At 60.4% G+C, this 16,259-nt stretch carries 19 protein-coding genes; 7 read left to right on the forward strand and 12 right to left on the reverse strand.

The features are described 5' to 3' along the window. Window positions 1-7: 7 nt before the first annotated feature. Window positions 8-358, forward strand: coding sequence for a DUF1428 domain-containing protein (locus LGT41_RS02115; RefSeq protein WP_274128376.1), 351 nt, complete (start codon window positions 8-10; stop codon window positions 356-358). Here the strand turns inward: LGT41_RS02115 and LGT41_RS02120 are convergent. Both LGT41_RS02120 and LGT41_RS02125 read right to left on the reverse strand, forming a co-directional pair. Next, on the reverse strand, window positions 347-841 hold the full coding sequence (locus tag LGT41_RS02120; RefSeq protein WP_274128377.1) for a gluconokinase: 495 nt from the start codon (window positions 839-841) through the stop codon (window positions 347-349). The genes LGT41_RS02115 and LGT41_RS02120 overlap by 12 nt on opposite strands. Then, on the reverse strand, window positions 834-1,850 hold the full coding sequence (locus LGT41_RS02125; RefSeq protein WP_274128378.1) for a zinc-binding dehydrogenase: 1,017 nt from the start codon (window positions 1,848-1,850) through the stop codon (window positions 834-836). Before LGT41_RS02125 ends, LGT41_RS02120 begins: the two co-directional genes overlap by 8 nt. 168 nt (window positions 1,851-2,018) lie before the next feature. Here LGT41_RS02125 and LGT41_RS02130 point away from each other — a divergent pair, with 168 nt between their 5' ends. Continuing rightward, window positions 2,019-2,765 carry a 3-deoxy-manno-octulosonate cytidylyltransferase gene (locus LGT41_RS02130; RefSeq protein WP_274128379.1) on the forward strand — a complete coding sequence of 249 codons (747 nt, stop codon included), beginning with the start codon at window positions 2,019-2,021 and terminating at the stop codon, window positions 2,763-2,765. Here the strand turns inward: LGT41_RS02130 and LGT41_RS02135 are convergent. From LGT41_RS02135 to LGT41_RS02155, 5 genes are all read right to left on the reverse strand, one after another. Further along, complete coding sequence (locus LGT41_RS02135) at window positions 2,762-3,943, reverse strand: 3-deoxy-D-manno-octulosonic acid transferase (protein ID WP_274128380.1); 1,182 nt, start codon at window positions 3,941-3,943, stop codon at window positions 2,762-2,764. The two genes, LGT41_RS02130 and LGT41_RS02135, sit on opposite strands and share 4 nt — an antisense overlap. A gap of 169 nt (window positions 3,944-4,112) precedes the next feature. Then, on the reverse strand, window positions 4,113-4,832 hold the full coding sequence (locus tag LGT41_RS02140) for an Ntn hydrolase family protein (RefSeq protein WP_274128381.1): 720 nt from the start codon (window positions 4,830-4,832) through the stop codon (window positions 4,113-4,115). Between the two features lie 12 nt (window positions 4,833-4,844). Beyond that, window positions 4,845-5,660: a transglutaminase family protein gene (locus LGT41_RS02145; RefSeq protein WP_274128382.1), complete on the reverse strand. Its 816-nt coding sequence runs from the start codon at window positions 5,658-5,660 to the stop codon at window positions 4,845-4,847. Window position 5,661: 1 nt separating this feature from the next. Further along, window positions 5,662-6,606 carry an alpha-E domain-containing protein gene (locus LGT41_RS02150; protein ID WP_274128383.1) on the reverse strand — a complete coding sequence of 315 codons (945 nt, stop codon included), beginning with the start codon at window positions 6,604-6,606 and terminating at the stop codon, window positions 5,662-5,664. Next, window positions 6,599-8,023: a circularly permuted type 2 ATP-grasp protein gene (locus tag LGT41_RS02155; protein WP_274128384.1), complete on the reverse strand. Its 1,425-nt coding sequence runs from the start codon at window positions 8,021-8,023 to the stop codon at window positions 6,599-6,601. Before LGT41_RS02155 ends, LGT41_RS02150 begins: the two co-directional genes overlap by 8 nt. Before the next feature lie 194 nt (window positions 8,024-8,217). Between LGT41_RS02155 and LGT41_RS02160 the strand changes: the two genes are divergently transcribed. Further along, window positions 8,218-8,697 carry a GNAT family N-acetyltransferase gene (locus tag LGT41_RS02160; RefSeq protein WP_274128385.1) on the forward strand — a complete coding sequence of 160 codons (480 nt, stop codon included), beginning with the start codon at window positions 8,218-8,220 and terminating at the stop codon, window positions 8,695-8,697. Here LGT41_RS02160 and LGT41_RS02165 read toward each other — a convergent pair. The 3 genes from LGT41_RS02165 to LGT41_RS02175 all read right to left on the reverse strand — a co-directional run bounded on the left by LGT41_RS02165 (window position 8,628) and on the right by LGT41_RS02175 (window position 11,340). Beyond that, a complete protein-coding gene (locus LGT41_RS02165; RefSeq protein WP_274128386.1) occupies window positions 8,628-9,080 on the reverse strand; it encodes a PACE efflux transporter in 453 nt (150 codons plus the stop codon). The two genes, LGT41_RS02160 and LGT41_RS02165, sit on opposite strands and share 70 nt — an antisense overlap. 155 nt (window positions 9,081-9,235) lie before the next feature. Next, window positions 9,236-10,162, reverse strand: a complete 927-nt coding sequence (gene argF / locus LGT41_RS02170; protein WP_274128387.1) for an ornithine carbamoyltransferase — start codon at window positions 10,160-10,162, stop codon at window positions 9,236-9,238. Then, window positions 10,159-11,340: an aspartate aminotransferase family protein gene (locus LGT41_RS02175; RefSeq protein ID WP_274128388.1), complete on the reverse strand. Its 1,182-nt coding sequence runs from the start codon at window positions 11,338-11,340 to the stop codon at window positions 10,159-10,161. Before LGT41_RS02175 ends, argF begins: the two co-directional genes overlap by 4 nt. Window positions 11,341-11,489: 149 nt before the next feature. Here LGT41_RS02175 and LGT41_RS02180 point away from each other — a divergent pair, with 149 nt between their 5' ends. Continuing rightward, on the forward strand, window positions 11,490-12,377 hold the full coding sequence (locus LGT41_RS02180; RefSeq protein WP_274128389.1) for a fatty acid desaturase: 888 nt from the start codon (window positions 11,490-11,492) through the stop codon (window positions 12,375-12,377). A 116-nt stretch (window positions 12,378-12,493) separates the two neighbouring features. Here the strand turns inward: LGT41_RS02180 and hspQ are convergent, their stop codons facing one another. Continuing rightward, window positions 12,494-12,820 (reverse strand): heat shock protein HspQ, encoded by a 327-nt coding sequence (gene hspQ / locus LGT41_RS02185; protein WP_274128390.1) that lies wholly within the window; start codon window positions 12,818-12,820, stop codon window positions 12,494-12,496. A 139-nt stretch (window positions 12,821-12,959) separates the two neighbouring features. Between hspQ and LGT41_RS02190 the strand changes: the two genes are divergently transcribed. From LGT41_RS02190 to LGT41_RS02200, 3 genes are read left to right on the forward strand one after another with little or no spacing between them, the layout of a single operon-like run. Next, complete coding sequence (locus LGT41_RS02190) at window positions 12,960-13,856, forward strand: AEC family transporter (RefSeq protein WP_274128391.1); 897 nt, start codon at window positions 12,960-12,962, stop codon at window positions 13,854-13,856. A gap of 60 nt (window positions 13,857-13,916) precedes the next feature. Beyond that, entirely contained in the window at window positions 13,917-14,504 is a 588-nt protein-coding gene (locus LGT41_RS02195; protein ID WP_274128392.1) for a transglycosylase SLT domain-containing protein, read from the forward strand. Window positions 14,505-14,564: 60 nt separating this feature from the next. After that, window positions 14,565-15,470: a LysR family transcriptional regulator gene (locus tag LGT41_RS02200; RefSeq protein ID WP_274128393.1), complete on the forward strand. Its 906-nt coding sequence runs from the start codon at window positions 14,565-14,567 to the stop codon at window positions 15,468-15,470. Here LGT41_RS02200 and LGT41_RS02205 read toward each other — a convergent pair whose 3' ends face one another. Next, complete coding sequence (locus tag LGT41_RS02205; RefSeq protein WP_274129645.1) at window positions 15,471-16,259, reverse strand: metal ABC transporter permease; 789 nt, start codon at window positions 16,257-16,259, stop codon at window positions 15,471-15,473. It lies immediately after the preceding gene.

Below are 16,259 nucleotides of genomic sequence, written 5' to 3' on the forward strand. Positions count from 1 at the left end.
GAAGACCATGTATATCCAAGGCGCTGTGCTGCCGGTCAAAACCGCCCAGAAGGCAGACTATGTGAAGCTGGTCGCCGCCATGTTCGAGGTGATGAAAGACTATGGTGCAATCAGCACGGTCGAGGCATGGGGCGATGATGTTCCGATGGGTGAAAATACCTCTTTTCCGCAGGCGCTGAAGCTTGAAAGCGATGAAACCGTCGTGCTGTCATGGCTGGTATTTCCCGACAAGGCGGCGCGCGACAGATGCATGAATGAAGGGATGCAAGACCCGCGACTGGGTGAAATTTTCAGCGCCATGCCGATAGATGGCCAGCGGATGATCTGGGGTGGATTTGAATCGATCCTAGAGGCCTAGCGCCGCCAGCACCTCTGCAAGCTGCGCCTCTGGCGGCAGTGCAATATCCACACGAATTGCCCGCTCATCCGTTGCAGGCGGCTCAAGCGTTGCCAATTGGCTGTCCAGCAATCTGGCCGGCATGAAATGGCCGGGGCGCGTGGTCATCCGTGCTTGAAGCAGCGCGCGCGCGCCGTGCAGATGCACAAACACCACTTCGGGCGCGTGGCTGCGGATTGTATCACGATAGGCGCGCTTCAGCGCCGAGCAGGCAACCACCCGACCAGCTTCATCGGCCAATTGCGCCCCTACCCGCGCCAGCCACGGGGCGCGGTCCTCATCATCCAGCGGCTGGCCTGCTGCCATTTTTGCAATATTTTCAGCGGTGTGCAGATCGTCGCCATCGCTGAAGGCAACCCCAAGCGCGGCGGCCAAAGCCTGCCCGAAGGTCGACTTACCGCAGCCCGAAACGCCCATAACCACAATTTTGCGCGGCTCAGTCATGCAGCAACACAATTTTCCCCGTATGCCGCTTTTCAGCAAACGCCGCCTGTGCGGCGGCTATTTCGCGCAGCCTGTATTCGGCGGCCACCAGCGGTTTGATGCGCCCGGCCTCGATTTGCGCAACCAGCCCGGCAAACACCCCGTCATTCAGCGCCGTGCAGCCGAAAAACTGCAGGTCTTTCAAATAGAGTGTGCGCAGGTCCAGCGGCACAATCGGCCCGGCAATCGCGCCGGAAACCGCATAGCGCCCGCCGGGTTTGAGCGCGTCCAGAAGCAGCGGCCAGCGCGCGCCGCCGACCAGATCCACCACCACATCAAAGCTGTTTGCAGCTGGCACGGCATCGCGGTCCAACACATCTGCCGCCCCCAATTCGCGCAAGGCATCGGCCTTTTGCGGCACGGTGATGGCCACAACCTCGGCCCCGTGCGCGCGTGCAAGCTGCAAAGCAGCCGAACCAACCCCGCCCGAGGCACCGGTCACCAAAACCCGCTCGCCCGCGCCAAGCCCTGTGCGCACCAGCATGTTTTCGGCAGTCGAATAGGAACAGGGGAAGCTGGCGAGTTCACCATCGGAAAGCGGGCTGTCCACCCTGTGCGCATGGCGGGCATCGACGCGCAAAAACTGCGCAAAACTGCCATCGCATTCCGAACCCAGAAACCAGGGCTGCGCCAGCGCACGCCCATTGGCCCAGCGCAGACATGGCTCGATCAACACCCGCTCGCCCCTGCGCGCGGGCGCAACACCTTCGCCCAGCGCCACGATTTCGCCGCATCCATCAATGCCCTGCACGCGCGGAAAGGCTATTGGCACCCCTGCCCAGCTTGCATCATCTACCGTGCCATCACCCTTGGAATACCAGGCCAGCCGTGTGTTGATATCGGTATTGTTCACCGCCGCCGCCCGCAGCCGCACCAGCACTTCACCCTGCATGGGCACCGGCATCGGCAGATCATCGCGCCACACCAGGCATTCCGGCCCGCCATGCCCGGTCAGCACGATTCCAGACATGAAATTTTTCTGCATCCGAACGGTCCCGCTTTCTTTCATGCGCAAAGCTTAAAGACCACCGCATTCCGCACAAGCGGTTTTTAGGTGGCGCGGGCGCGCACCTGTGGTTGAATGCCGCCGCATTCCCAGTAGTATATCGTTCGACAAGTTCAACCCAAGGCCTGAATAATGAAGCAATGTGTCATCATCCCTGCGCGTTTCCGTTCCACCCGGTTTCCAGCAAAACCGCTGGCGCCTATCCTGGGCAAACCGATGATCCTTTGGGTCGCGGAACTGTCGGCCAAGGCTGTCGGCAAGGACCATGTTTATGTAGCAACCGAAGACCAGCTAATCGCCGATCTCGTAACACAGAACGGGTTCAATGCGCTGATGACCTCGCCCGACGCGATGACCGGCACCGACCGTCTGGCCGAAGCCGCCGAGATGATCGACTATGACATCTATATCAATGTTCAGGGCGACGAGCCCCTGCTCGAACCCAGTGATATTATGCGCATTGCCGAGCGCAAAGCCGCCCAGCCCGATGCGATTGTGAACGGGTTTTGCTATCTGGGTGCCGATGAAGACCCGCATAGCCCCAATATTCCCAAGGTTGTCGCCAATGAAGATGGCACGATGCTTTATATGTCGCGCGCCGCCGTGCCCGCCTTCAAAGACCCAAAGAACGCTCCCGAAAACTACATGAAGCAGGTTTGCATCTACGGTTTCACCCGTGAAGACCTGCGCGCCTATGCAAAATTCGGGCGCAAGAGTGCGGTGGAACATTCAGAAGATATCGAGATTCTGCGGTTTCTGGAGCTTGGTCGCAAAATTGTGCTGGTGGAAACCAAACCGGGTAGCCTAGCAGTAGACGTTCCCGCCGATATCCCGCCGGTCGAAGCCGCATTGCGCGCGCGTAGAGGCACGGAAGGCTAGCTCGCTTTTATCAACGCAATCTGCGCACCTAGGCGCGTGCAGGTGCGCTGGAATGACGCTGCGCCTATTGCGCGTTCTGCATCGGCCGCAAGCGTTTGGGCTAAATATGCTATGGGGTGCATAAGCTGAAGAACTGCTGTAGCCAATGATTGAGCATCGTGAACTTTGATTGCAGCTCCAGCGGCATCATAGCGCGTATAAACATCGGGAAAATTGCTGACCTCTGGGCCGTGGATAACCGCATTTTGAAACGCTACCGCCTCAAACGGATTGTGACCACCGACATCGCAAAGTGACCCAGCCACAAAACAGATGGACGTTAGGCTATGCCAAAGCCCCATTTCGCCAAGTGTATCGCAGCAATACACATCGAGATTTGAAGTGATTTCTGCACCCGAGCTCCGCGCTGCTGCACTCAACCCAACTTTACGCGCCGCTTCCAAGATAAGATAGCCATCCTCGGGGTGCCGCGGGACATGCAACAACAACATTTCAGGCACTTGTTGCTTGATCAAACACTGTGCTGCGTGAATTGTTTCAAACTCTGGCTGATGGCTTGATGCAGCCAGCCAACATGGCCGTGCACCAGTTTGAGCACGGAATTTGTCTAATTCTTCGATCTTAACAGCCAACCTTGGCGAAGCTTCCTTGGTCGAGCCCACAAGCTCTACCCGCCCCTTCGCGCAACCTAAGGCTATGAGGTTTTTGGCGCTTTCTGCATTTTGCACTTGCGCCCAATCAAATCCACCAAGCAGATAGCGCATGGTGCGTGCAAATCGCCTGTAGCCTCTATAGCTTTTTGCAGAAAGTCGCCCGTTAATAATTACGCGTCGCAAATTGCGGCTGGCGAGCATATCCAAAATTGAGGGCCAAAGTTCGGACTCTGTCCAAACAACTAAATCCGGCCGCCAGTGGCTCAAAAAACGCGCAATGGCCGGACGGTATTCGCACGGAATTAATTGATGAAAAACGCGGGGAGGTAACATTGGTTGCAAAACAGCACGCGCATTGCTGCTTTGCGTGGTCAGCACAAAATGTAACTGGTCGTCATTTTCAAGCAGCTGTTTCAAAACTCGTAACACTGCTATTGAATCTCCAATCGTTGATGAATGAATCCAGACAAGTTGCCCCCCATTTGGTCGGGCGACACTGGCTCGACCCCAGCGCTCGGCTGCCATTGAAGGAGTCTCACGACCGCGTATGATGGACCGGCGTTGGTAAAGCCAAAAGATCGGCGCCAGAAGATAGCTCAGACCACGATACGCCCAGACAAGCACGTTATGTCTCCAATTTTATTCTCTCTGCACGAACAGTCATTCCCCCGAGGAATTGTTGTGCAAAGTATGCCTATATCGCGCTGAAACTGTCGCGCAGCGCCTTCGACCAGGCCTCGGACATGGCGCGGAACGCGGGGTCGTCGGCCTCGATCCGCTCTTGCGATGCGATCTTGCACTCGCCGTCGCGCACTATCGCAAGGTCCAGCGGCATCCCGACCGAAAGGTTGGAGCGCAGCGTTGAATCCATCGACAGCAGCACCGCCTTGCGCCCGTCTTCCAGCGAGGTTTCGGGCGTGATCACCCGGTCCAGCAGCGGCTTGCCGTATTTATGCTCGCCGATCTGCAGATAGGGTGTATCGGCCGCAGCCTCGATGAAATTGCCCTCAGGATAGATATGGAACATCCGCGCCACACCGCCCTTGCGCTGGCCTGCCACCAGCATTGATGCACTGGCCGCCTGGCTCATCCGCGCCATGCGCTGGTTGATGTCATGGCTGACATCGGCCAGCTTGTCGCCAATGATCTGCGCCACGGTCAGCATGGATTTGGTGCCCATGATGCAGTTTTCCGGCGCGACATCGGGGTCGGCTATATCTTCCTGAAGCCGCGCAATCACGTTTTGCGACACCGAAAGGCTGCCCGCCGTCATGATCACAATCACCCGCTCGCCCGGCTCTTCAAAGGTGAACATTTTTTGATAGGTTGCAATATTGTCAACGCCCGCATTGGTGCGGGTATCGGCCAGCAGCACCATTCCGGCGTTCAACAGCAGACCAACACAATATGTCATGCCAAGGCTCTTTTACTGGTCGGCGCTGACCGACAGGTTGATGTCCATACCCTCGGCGCCTGCGCCGAACGCAACTCCGCGTATAGGCGCCCCATCGGCCGCGTCAAGGCCCGATCCAAGCCGGATATAACGATCATCGGGGCAACAGGCATTGGCCACATCAAACCCGACCCAGCCAAGCCCGGCCACATGCAGCTCGGCCCAGGCATGGCTGGCCTCGTGGCTATTGCCCGCCGCATCGGCAAACAGGTAGCCGATCACATAGCGCGCGGGCAGGCCGCAGCACCGCGCCAGCGCAATCAGCGCCTGGGCCTGGTCCTGGCACACGCCCCTGCCCGCCGCCCAGGCGCTGGCGGCGCTATCACCCGCCTGGCTGCTGCCGGGCAGATAGGCTATGGCGGCATAGGTTGCCCCCGCCAGCGCATGGGCCAGCTCCAGCGGGGTGCCACCGGCCTGGCTTGCGGCAATCTCGGCGGCGCGGGCGCGCATGGTTGCATCCGGTTTGCTCAGTTGCGTTTCGCGCAGATAGGCCAGCGGGCTTATGCTTTCCGTGTGGTCTTTCAACACCCCGGCAAAGTCTTGCGTTTCGATCTGCCCGCGCACCTCGATTTTCAGCGCAGAAACCGGGCCTGCGGCGGTCATCGTCATGATCCGGTCGCCATTGCCTTCGGCAATCGGCGCGGTCAGCGTGGCATCGCCCACGGCAATATCCCATGCCAGCACCTTTTGATTGGCACAAAGCGAGGGCAGCAGCCGGTAGCTTTGCACAATGCGCTTTTGCGGCGTGGCATAGCTGTAGGTCGTGGAATGCGAAACTGTCAGCAACATGTCACATCGCCCCGAACAGGTAGGATTCACCGATCAGCCTGTGCAGCTTGGCATTGCGTTCAATGCAGCCGGTCAGAAAATCATGCACGCCCTGCGCCATGATCGCGTCAATTCGCGCGGTGCCAAGCGCCTCGAACATATCGGCGGCAAAATCATCGGCAGGGGTGCGCCCGCCATTGGCAAGCGACAGATGTTTCAAATGCCGGTCAATCTGCTCGGCGCAAAACAGCAGGGAGCGGGGCGAAGACGGGTTCAAAATCAGGAAATGCGCCACTTGTTCGGGCGAGATATCGCCGCCATAGGCCCAGTGAAACGCCCGATGCGCAGACAACGCGCGCAGCAAGGTCAGCCATTGAAAGCGGTCAATCTCACCACCCACCATGTCGATCGTCGGCAGCAGAACGTAATATTTCACATCGAGCAGCCGCGCGGTGTTATCGGCGCGCTCGACATAATAGCCAAGGTTGAAAAAGTCATAGCCGTCCGAGCGCAATTGCGTGGTGGAAAACGCGCCGCGCAACACGGCCGATTGGCGCTTTGTCCAATCGCACAGCTCGGGCAAAGACAGGGCGCGCTGCGCTTCCATCTCCAGCAGGCGCAAGTAGGATTCGTTCACCGCCTCCCACACTTCCGACGTTACGGCCGTGCGGGCGGCGCGCAGATTGTTGCGCGCCGCCCGCAAACAGTTGCGGATGGAAGACGGGTTCGCCTCGTCGAAAATCAGAAATTCGGCCGTATCGCTTTTGGTTGCGGCATCGAACTGGTCGGCAAAACCCTGTGCCGCCCCCGCCGCCGCCAGCACCGATTCCCACTCATTCGCATGGCCGCCCGCCGCCGTGGGCATCATCGCCATGCGATAGCCCACCTCAAGCAGCCGCGCGGTTGCGTCGGTGCGCTCCATATAGCGCGCGGCCCAATACAGGCTTTCTGCGGTTCGGCTAAGCATCGTCGGCAATCACCCATGTGTCTTTCACACCACCGCCCTGGCTGGAATTCACCACGAGCGAGCCTTCGCGCATGGCCACCCGTGTCAGCCCGCCGGGCACCAGCGTAACCTTATCACCCACAAGGCAATAGGGCCGCAAATCCACATGGCGTGGCGCAAGCCCGCTGTCCACAAAGGTCGGGCTGGTCGACAGCGCCAGCGTTGGCTGGGCTATAAACGCTGCGGGGTCGGATTTGATGCGCCCGGCATAGGCCTCCACCTCGGCCTTGGTTGAAGCGGGGCCAACCAACATGCCGTAGCCGCCCGAACCATGCACCTCTTTCACAACCAGATCCTTCAGGTTTTCAAGCACATAGGTCAGATCGTCGGGCTTGTGGCACATCCATGTGGGCACGTTCTTCAGGATCGGCTCTTCACCTAAGTAAAAGCGGATCATCTCGGGCACATAGGTGTAAACCGCCTTGTCATCGGCCACGCCAGCACCGGGGGCGGAACATATCTGCACCCCGCCGGAGCGGTAGACATTCATCAGCCCCGGCACACCCACCAGCGAGGTCGGGTTGAAGCAGAGCGGGTCGAGAAACGCATCATCAATCCGCCGATAGATCACATCCACCCGCTTGGGGCCGCGCGTGGTGCGCATATAGCAGAATTCGCCATCGACGAATAAATCCGAACCTTCCACCAGTTCCAGCCCCATCTGGTCGGCCAGAAAGGAATGCTCGTAATAGGCGGAATTGAACGCCCCCGGCGTAAGGATCACCGCGCAGGGCTCGCCCTCGCATTTGGCGGGCGCAACCGATTTCAGCGTCCGGCGCAGCGCATCGGGGTAATCGTCAATCGGCTGCACCCGCGCGCGGTGGAACAGGTTGGGAAACATCCGCATCATGATTTCGCGGTTTTCCAGCATGTAAGAAACGCCCGAAGGCGTGCGGCAATTATCCTCCAGCACGTAAAACTCGCCAAGACCCGTGCGCACAAGGTCAATGCCAATGATATGCGAATAGATCTTGCGCGCCGGCGTTATCCCCACCACCGAAGGCTCGTAAGCCGCGTTCTGATAAACCAGTTCCGCCGGAATCCGCCCCGAGCGGATGATCTCACCCCGATGGTAGACATCCCATAAAAAAGCGTTCAGCGCGCGGGCGCGTTGCTTTACCCCGCGCTCCAGCCGCCGCCATTCGCTTTCCAGAAACACCCGCGGCATCATATCAAACGGGATCAGCCGCTCGGCGTTGTTCTCTTCGCCATAAACCGCAAATGTAATGCCAAGCCGGCGGAAAATCGTTTCAGCCTCGGCTTTTTTCAGTGCCAACTCGTCGGGCGCGTATTTCGAGAAAAGTTCGACAATATGCGCATAGGCCGGGCGCAGCGCCTCGCCATCATACATTTCATTGAAAAAGGCGGGTTTATCCATGAGGCTCCTGTTGCCCCTAGGGTTTCGCAGATTGCGCCCAAGGTCAATGGCCGCGCCATTGCCAGCGGTTGCGCGGCAGGTTTGCCAGGTGCAGCCGGCTGGTTTATGTATGATTTTTAGGCAGGGCTGGCGGAATCGCCCTGAAATCAGCCAAAGCCAGGCACGCCGCAGGCCTGCAACGGAGCCAGAGAAAAATGAGCGATCCGGTCACATACCACCACCTTGGCCCCGCCGATATGAGCCTGCTTCTGCGCGTGCCCGAAGGCGTGTTCGACAACCCGATCGACCCCATACAGGCGGCCGCCTTTCTGGGCGATCCGCGCCACGAAATGGTGCTGGCATTGGTCAATGGCTCACCCGTGGGCATGGGCAGTGCGGTTATCATGCTCCACCCCGACAAACCCCCGGCGGGCTTCATCAACGAGGTTGGCGTGCTGGAAAGCCACCGCCGCCAGGGCATCGCAAGCGCCTTGTGCGCGGCACTTTTCACCCGGCTGCGCGGGCGCGGCTGCCACGGAATCTGGTTGGCCACCGAACACGACAATATCGCCGCGCGCGCGCTTTATATGCATCTGAAGGGGCGCGAAACCACCGAGATTGTCGTCTATGACTGGGATGGCGCGATGGATGCCGAGGCCGGTTCCGGTTCCGGGACCGGAAAAACCACATCATAAAGCCAATTGAACACAAAGGCATAGACCAGGTAGAACAGGGCGAAAGACACATCCATGATAAAGGCATCGACCAGCGATATATCCAACTGCCAGGCGATGAACGGCACCAGAATAATCAGCAGGCCCAACTCGAACAGCACCGCATGAACGATCCGGTGCTTCAGCCTCTTTGAAACAGCGCCGCGCAGCCGCAGCATGGCGTGGTCAAACAGAAAATTGTAAACATAGTTCCAAAGCGTGGCCAAAGTCGCGGCGACAAGCGCCACCAGCCCGATACTGTGCAAGGGCATGTCAAAGGCCCAGGCCCCCAGCGGGGTAATCAGCACCAGCCCGATAATCTCAAAACTTATGGCGTGGCGAATACGGTCGGCGGTTCTGCGCATTGTAATCCTCGCTCGCGGGCCGTCCCGAATTGCTGTCCCCATTGGCCGAGGTCGTCCTCGCCACCAAACCTAGGTGCGCCCGCCACCTTGTGCAAGCCGCCATCTTTTGCTCTTAAATATCCCCGCCGGAGGCATCTGCCGCCGGCCAGGCTGCGCTAGGCCCCCAAACACCAGCGCATCACCGCCTTTTGCGCATGAAGCCGGTTTTCCGCCTCGTCGAAAATCACCGATTGTGGGCCGTCCATCACGGCGCTCGTCACCTCGTCATTGCGATGCGCGGGCAGGCAATGCATGAACAGGGCCTCCGGGCTGGCCTTGGCCATCAGGGCCTCATTCACCTGATAGGGGCGCAACTGGTTATGGCGGCGCTCCTTGGCGGATTCCGGGTCGTGCATACTCACCCAGGTATCGGTCACCACCAGATCGGCCCCTGCAACGGCCAGCGCCGGGTCACGCTCAATCGCAATCCGCACCCCGGCATTGCGGGCAAACACCACGGCCTCGGCCTCCGGGTCCAGCGTTGGCGGGCCGGTAAATGTCAGGTCGAAACCAAACTGCCCGGCGGCGTGCAGCCACGAGGCGCAGACATTGTTGCCATCGCCCGCCCAGACCACCTTTTTGCCCCTGATGCTGCCGCGCTGTTCTTCATAGGTCATCACATCGGCCATAATCTGGCACGGATGCGTGCGGTTCGTCAGCCCGTTGATCACCGGCACCGTGGCATGTTCGGCCATTTCCAGCAGGGTCGCTTCCTCGAATGTCCTGATCATGATCAGATCGACATAGCGGCTCAGAACTCGCGCGGTATCGGCAATGGTTTCACCGTGGCCGAGCTGCATTTCACGGCCCGAAAGCACCATCGTCTCGCCACCCATCTGGCGCACGCCGACATCAAAGCTTACCCGCGTGCGGGTCGAGGGCTTTTCGAAGATCAGCGCCACCATATGCCCGGCCAGCGGCTGTTCGGCATCCTTGGTGCCCTTGGGCAGCCCGGCGCGCGCGTCCTTGATGCGCCGCGCCTCAGAAATGATATGCGCAAGCGCATCCGGTGCGGTCTGGTGGATATCGAGGAAATGCTTCATATCGTATCTTTCTCTATCGCGCTCGCCGCACGGTCAAACCGGGCCAGCGCCTCGTCAATTTCATCTGTGGTTATGATCAGCGGCGGCAGGATGCGCACCACATTATCGGCAGCCGGCACGGTTATAAGCTGCTCTGCATAGCAGGCCTTCACCACATCGGCATTCACCGCCACGCATTTCAGCCCCAGCATCAGCCCCGCACCGCGCACGGCCTCAAACACGCCGGGATGGCTGGCCACCAGCCCTTCCAGCCCCTGTCGCAAATGCCCCGATACCCGCCGCACATGCTCCAGAAACCCGTCCGCCAGCACCACATCCAGCACCGCATTGCCCACCGCGCAGGCCAGCGGATTGCCCCCATAGGTCGACCCGTGACTGCCCAGCACCATGCCCGAAGCCGCGCGTTCGCTCGCCAGACAGGCCCCCAGCGGAAACCCCCCGCCAATGCCCTTGGCCACGGTCATGATATCGGGCGTCACCCCCGCCCATTCATGCGCAAAAAACCTGCCCGTGCGCCCCACGCCGCATTGGATTTCGTCAAACACCAGCAGCAGGCCATGTTCATCGCACAGCGCACGCAGCGCCTTCAGAAAGCTGTCAGGCACAACCCGAATGCCGCCTTCCCCCTGCACCGGCTCGATCAGAATGGCGGCCGTGGTCGCGGAAATCGCCGCCTTGAGCGCGTCCAGATCCCCAAACGGCACCTGCACGAAACCCGGCAGAAGCGGGCCAAAGCCCTTGGTCATCTTCTCGCTGCCCGATGCGGCAATCCCCGCCGACGACCGGCCATGAAACGCGCCCGCAAAGGTGATGATCTCCACCCGCTCGGGCTGGTCGATATGGCTGAAATACTTGCGCAGCATCTTCACGGCGCATTCCATCGCCTCGGTGCCGGAATTGGTGAAGAACACGGTATCGGCAAAGCTCGCCGCCACCAGCCGTTCCGCCAGCCGCGCCTGATGCGGAATTTCATACAGGTTCGAGGTATGCCACAGCTTGCCCGCCTGATCGCGCAAAACTTCCACCAGATGCGGGTGCGCATGGCCAAGCGCGTTCACGGCAATACCTGCCCCAAGGTCCAGATAGCGCGTGCCATCTTCGGCAATCAGCCAAACCCCTTCGCCGCGTTCAAAACTCAGCGGGGCGCGGGCATAGGTGGGCAGAACCGGGGTGATCATGGCGCATTCCTCTTCGGCTGCAAGGCGATATGCCGCGGCAACAGCCAATCCCCGGCCAATTGCGATTGCCGCAAGGTCCAGCCAGAGTCAAGCCAATCTCGGGCAAAGCTGGCTTGACAGCCGCCAAACCAGCGCAGAACCATTGCGCGATGGATCATACCGCCTTCATCAAAACCCTGGCGCCCGAAACCCGTGCCGCGCTCAACCAGCCCAGCAATGCCGCCGGGCTGCGCCACCTTGCGCTGCATCTGGGGCTGATCGCGCTGGCCGGCACCGCCATCGCCCTGCGCATTCCGCTCTGGTGGCTGCTCTTGCCCGTGCAGGGGGTGCTGCTGGTCTTCCTGTTCACGCTGGAACATGAATGCACCCATAACACCCCGTTCAAATCGCGCTGGCTGAACACGCTGGCGGGCCATGCCAGCGGGCTTGTTTTGCTGCTGCCCTTCACATGGTTTCGCTACTTCCACCTTGCGCACCATAAATTCACCAATGATCCGGCGCGCGACCCTGAACTCGCGCATCCCCCCATCCAGAGCCGCACCCAATGGCTGCGCCATATCTCGGGCCTGCCCTATTGGGCCGCACAAATCCGCCTGATATTCCGCCTTGCCCGTGGCGCAGACTCCGCACCCTATCTGCCCAGCGGCGCCAAACCCCGTATGCAGGCCGAAGCACTGATCATGCTTGCGCTTTACACCCTCACCCTCGCCAGCCTCATCTTTACACCACTGCTCTTCTGGGTCTGGATCCTCCCCGCCCTCATCGGCCAGCCCGCGCTGCGCCTCTATCTGCTGGCCGAACATGGCGATTGCCCGCAAGTGGCGAATATGCTGCTGAACACCCGCACCACATTCACCACCCGCATCATGCGCTTTCTGGCCTGGAACATGCCCTACCATGCTGAGCATCATACATTGCCACAGGTGCCCTTCTACCAGCTCCCCAGGCTGCACAGGCTCATGCGCAACCATCTGGGCACCACGGCCAACGGCTATGGCGAATTCACGCGCGCCTATCTCGCCCGCCGCAAACCCTAGCCCATCTTTTGCTTGAAAATATCCCCGCCGGAGGCGGCAACAAGCGCCATGCCCGCAGCGCGGCGCGGGCGCGCCCTTGCCGCGCGCGCACCAGCAGCCGCGCCGCCACCGAAAGCCTAGTGCAACCGCCCGCCAAGCCGATAGCGCCCGCCTTCAAGCGCGCCGAACATCGCTTCAACCTCGGGGTGTTCAACCGGCTCGCCGCTGTCATCGCGCACAAGATTCTGTTCCGACACATAGGCCACATAAAAGCTCGTGTCATTCTCGGCCAGCAGGTGGTAATAGGGCTGGTCCTTGGCCGGGCGCAGCTCTTCGGGAATGGATTGATACCATTCCTCGGTGTTGTCAAACACCGGGTCGATATCATAAACCACGCCGCGAAACGGGTGCAGACGGTGGCGCACCACCTCACCAAGACCAAATTTCGCTTTGAGCGCCTGCATCGGATTCGCCTTTATCTTGTCTGGCGGGCAGATGTAGCACCGCCCCAAACCCATGTCCATTCCCGCAACGCAAGCCGATTTGCCCTTGCCTTTGCGGGTAAATTCCATTTGCTTCGCACAAGCAATCAAAGGCAGGTCTATGGATATCCTCACCCTCACCGCCCGCGTGCTGGAAAGCACCGCGCCGATCTTCATTTTGGCGCTGATCGGCTATGTCTGGGTGAAGCTCGGCTATGAATACCGGGTGCAATTCGTCACCCGCCTCTCGCTGACCCTCTCCATTCCCTGCCTTATTTTCATGGCGCTTATCCGCACCGGCATCGACCCGGCCACCCTGCGCAACACCGCCCTTGCGGCGGCTTTGGGTTATGCGGGCATTGCGGTGGTCACGGCCGCGCTCATCGCGCTGCTCGGCCTCAAACAGCGGGTGTTCCTATCGCCGCTCGTCTTTGGCAATACCGGCAATATCGGCCTGCCGCTGGCGCTGTTTGCCTTTGGCACAACGGGGCTGGATTACGCGGTTGTGATTTTTGCCGTCATGGCGGTGCTGTCCTTCACCTTCGGGGTGTGGATCGTGTCCGGCCAGCGCAGCCCTGGTGCTGCCCTGCGCGAACCCATGCTCTGGGGCACATTGCTGGGCGCGCTTTTCCTTTACAATGGCTGGGGCGTGCCACTCTGGGCCGCCCGCACGCTGGATACGATCGGCCAGATCGCCATTCCGATGATGCTCATCACCCTTGGTGCCGCCATTTCCCGCCTGCGCCCCGCCGCCCTTGGCCGCGCCTTCTGGCTGTCCTCGCTCAAACTCTTCCTGTGCATTGCCATTGCGGCGGGCGCGGGCTGGCTGTTTGGCCTGCCGGACCTGGCCTTTGCCGCACTCATCGTGCAACTGGCCACGCCGGTTGCCGTTACCGCCTATATGCTGGCCGAAAAATACGAGGCCGACCCCGAGGAGGTTGCCGGGCTCGTCGTGGTCTCCACTTTGCTTTCCATCGGCGCGATTCCCCTGATGCTGTTCGTTCTTTTACCGTCGTGACTTGCTTTTTTGTGCCTTTTCAGGCCAAATGGCGCAAAATATAAATACGAGCAGTAATCCATGACCCTAAGCCGCCGATCTGCCGTTGTGGCAATCCTCCTGTTATCTGCGCTTGCGTCTTGCGTTAACCAGAACCGTCCGCCAACCCAGCAAGACAATATCTGCGCCATTCTCGACCAGCGCCCCGGCTGGTTGAACGACCTGGAGCGCACGCAGCGCCAATGGGGTGTGCATCCGGCCGATGTCATGGCGATCATCTGGAAGGAAAGCTCGTTCCGCGCCCGTGCCCGCACGCGCCGCACCTATTCGCTTGGCTCCATCCCCTCGGGCTATATCTCGTCGGCTTTCGGCTTTTCACAGGCGCTCGATGGCACCTGGGAATGGTATCAGGACGAGACCAATGCGCGCGGCGCGCGCCGCCAAAGCTTCCGCGATGCGGTTGATTTCATCGGCTGGTATATGAACCAGAGCCTGCAGCGCAACAATATCGCTCTGGATGATGCCGAAAACCAGTATCTGGCCTATCATGAGGGCCATACAGGCTATGCGCGCGGCTCTTACCGGCTGAAATCCTGGCTGCCGCCCGTGGCCCGTCAGGTGCAGCGCCAGGCCGATCTATACCGCAGCCAGCTCCCCTATTGCCGTTAAATCGTTGACATTTGCGCCCCATCGCCCATTTATGCTTGACAGGCAACAATAGGGGCGTAAATGGGCCGATTGTCAGAAATGGAAGCCTTTATCGCCGTGGTTGACCAGGGCGGCTTCACCGATGCGGCACGGCGCTTGAACCTGTCCAAATCGGCGGTTTCCAAACATGTTGCCGCCCTGGAAGAACGGCTTGCCGTGCGCCTGCTCAACCGCACGACGCGGCGCGTCAACCCCACCGAAATCGGTCTTGCCTTTTATGACCGCGCCATTGCCGTGCTGAAAGACGCCAACGAGGCCGATGAAATGGTCACGGCCATGCAATCCGACCCGCGCGGGCTGCTGCGCATTTCGGCCCCTGTCAGCTTCGGCTTGCGGCATCTGATGCCGGTCATCACCGAATTTCTGGCCGCCTATCCCGATGTTTCGGTCAATGTCGTGTTCGAGGATCGTTTTACCGAGCTTGTGGCCGAAGGCTATGACGCCGCCCTGCGCATTGGCACATTGGAAGATTCATCGTTGAAAATGCGCACGCTTGCCCGCGCCTCCATGCTGCTGCTGGCCGCGCCCGGCTATCTGGAAAAACACGGCACGCCCCGTTCGATCGACGAGCTTTCCCAGCATACATTGCTGCATTATTCGCTTATGGCGGCGGGCAATGTCTGGCGGCTGACCTCGCCAAGCGGCGAAGAACGGCAGGTGCGGGTTGGCGGGCGGCTGACGGCCAATAACGGCGAAGCGCTTTTGCAGGCCGCAGCCCGCGGCCTTGGCATCGCCTATGCGCCCAGCTTCATGGGCTGCGAGGCGCTCAAGTCAGGCGGGCTCGTGCAGCTTCTGCCCGAATTGCCCGCACGCGATATCGGGGTGCATATCGTCTATCCCGAAGGGCGGTATCTTCAGCCAAAACTGCGCGTGCTGATCGACTTTCTGGCCGAGCATTTCAAGGGTCGCGGCCCGATCGACTGGTAACTAGCCCCGTGATGCCGTCAGCAGCGAAACGACATAAACCAGCGCCGCGATCACAATGATCGAGGGGCCGGCCGGGGTATCCAGCCCCAGGCTCATGCCCAGCCCGCCCAGCACCGCCCAGCCGCCAAAGGCCGCGGCCAGCAGCGCCATATGTTCAGGCGAGCGCGCCCAGGACGCGGCCGCCGCTGCGGGCAGGATCAGCATCGCGGTAATCAGCAAGACACCGACAAGCTGCAAGGCAACCGCCACAAAAACCGCAAGGCTGAGCGTAAGCACCAGCCGGTCGCGCAGCAGCGACCCGCCTTCGGCCACCATCAGTTCCGGGCTAAGCGTGGCATTGACCAACCCGCGCCAGAAGCATGAAACAACAGCAATGATCAGCGCAGCCCCCAGCGCGATGCCGCCCGTTTCCACCCAGGAGACCAGCAGAATATCGCCCTGCAAAATCCGCATCACATTGATGCGCGCACCGGGAACAAGCGACGCGGCCACCAGCCCCAGCGCCAGCGCCGAATGCGCAAAAACCCCAAGAACCGTATCGACCCCGTAAGCCGAACGGTTCGAGACGAAAGAGACGACCAGCGCCATTGTCGCCGCCAGCACAACCACCCCGACAAGCGGCATGACCCCAAGCGCAACGCCCAGCACAACGCCCAGCAGCGCCGCATGGCCCGTGGCATCGCCAAAATAGGCCATGCGCCGCCAGATCACCAGACAGCCAAGCGGGGCGGCGGCCAGCGCCACGGCCAGCCCGGCCAATGCCGCGCGGATGATGAATTCGTCTATCAT

Source organism: Abyssibius alkaniclasticus (genome assembly GCF_020447305.1).
Lineage (GTDB): Bacteria > Pseudomonadota > Alphaproteobacteria > Rhodobacterales > Rhodobacteraceae > Abyssibius > Abyssibius alkaniclasticus.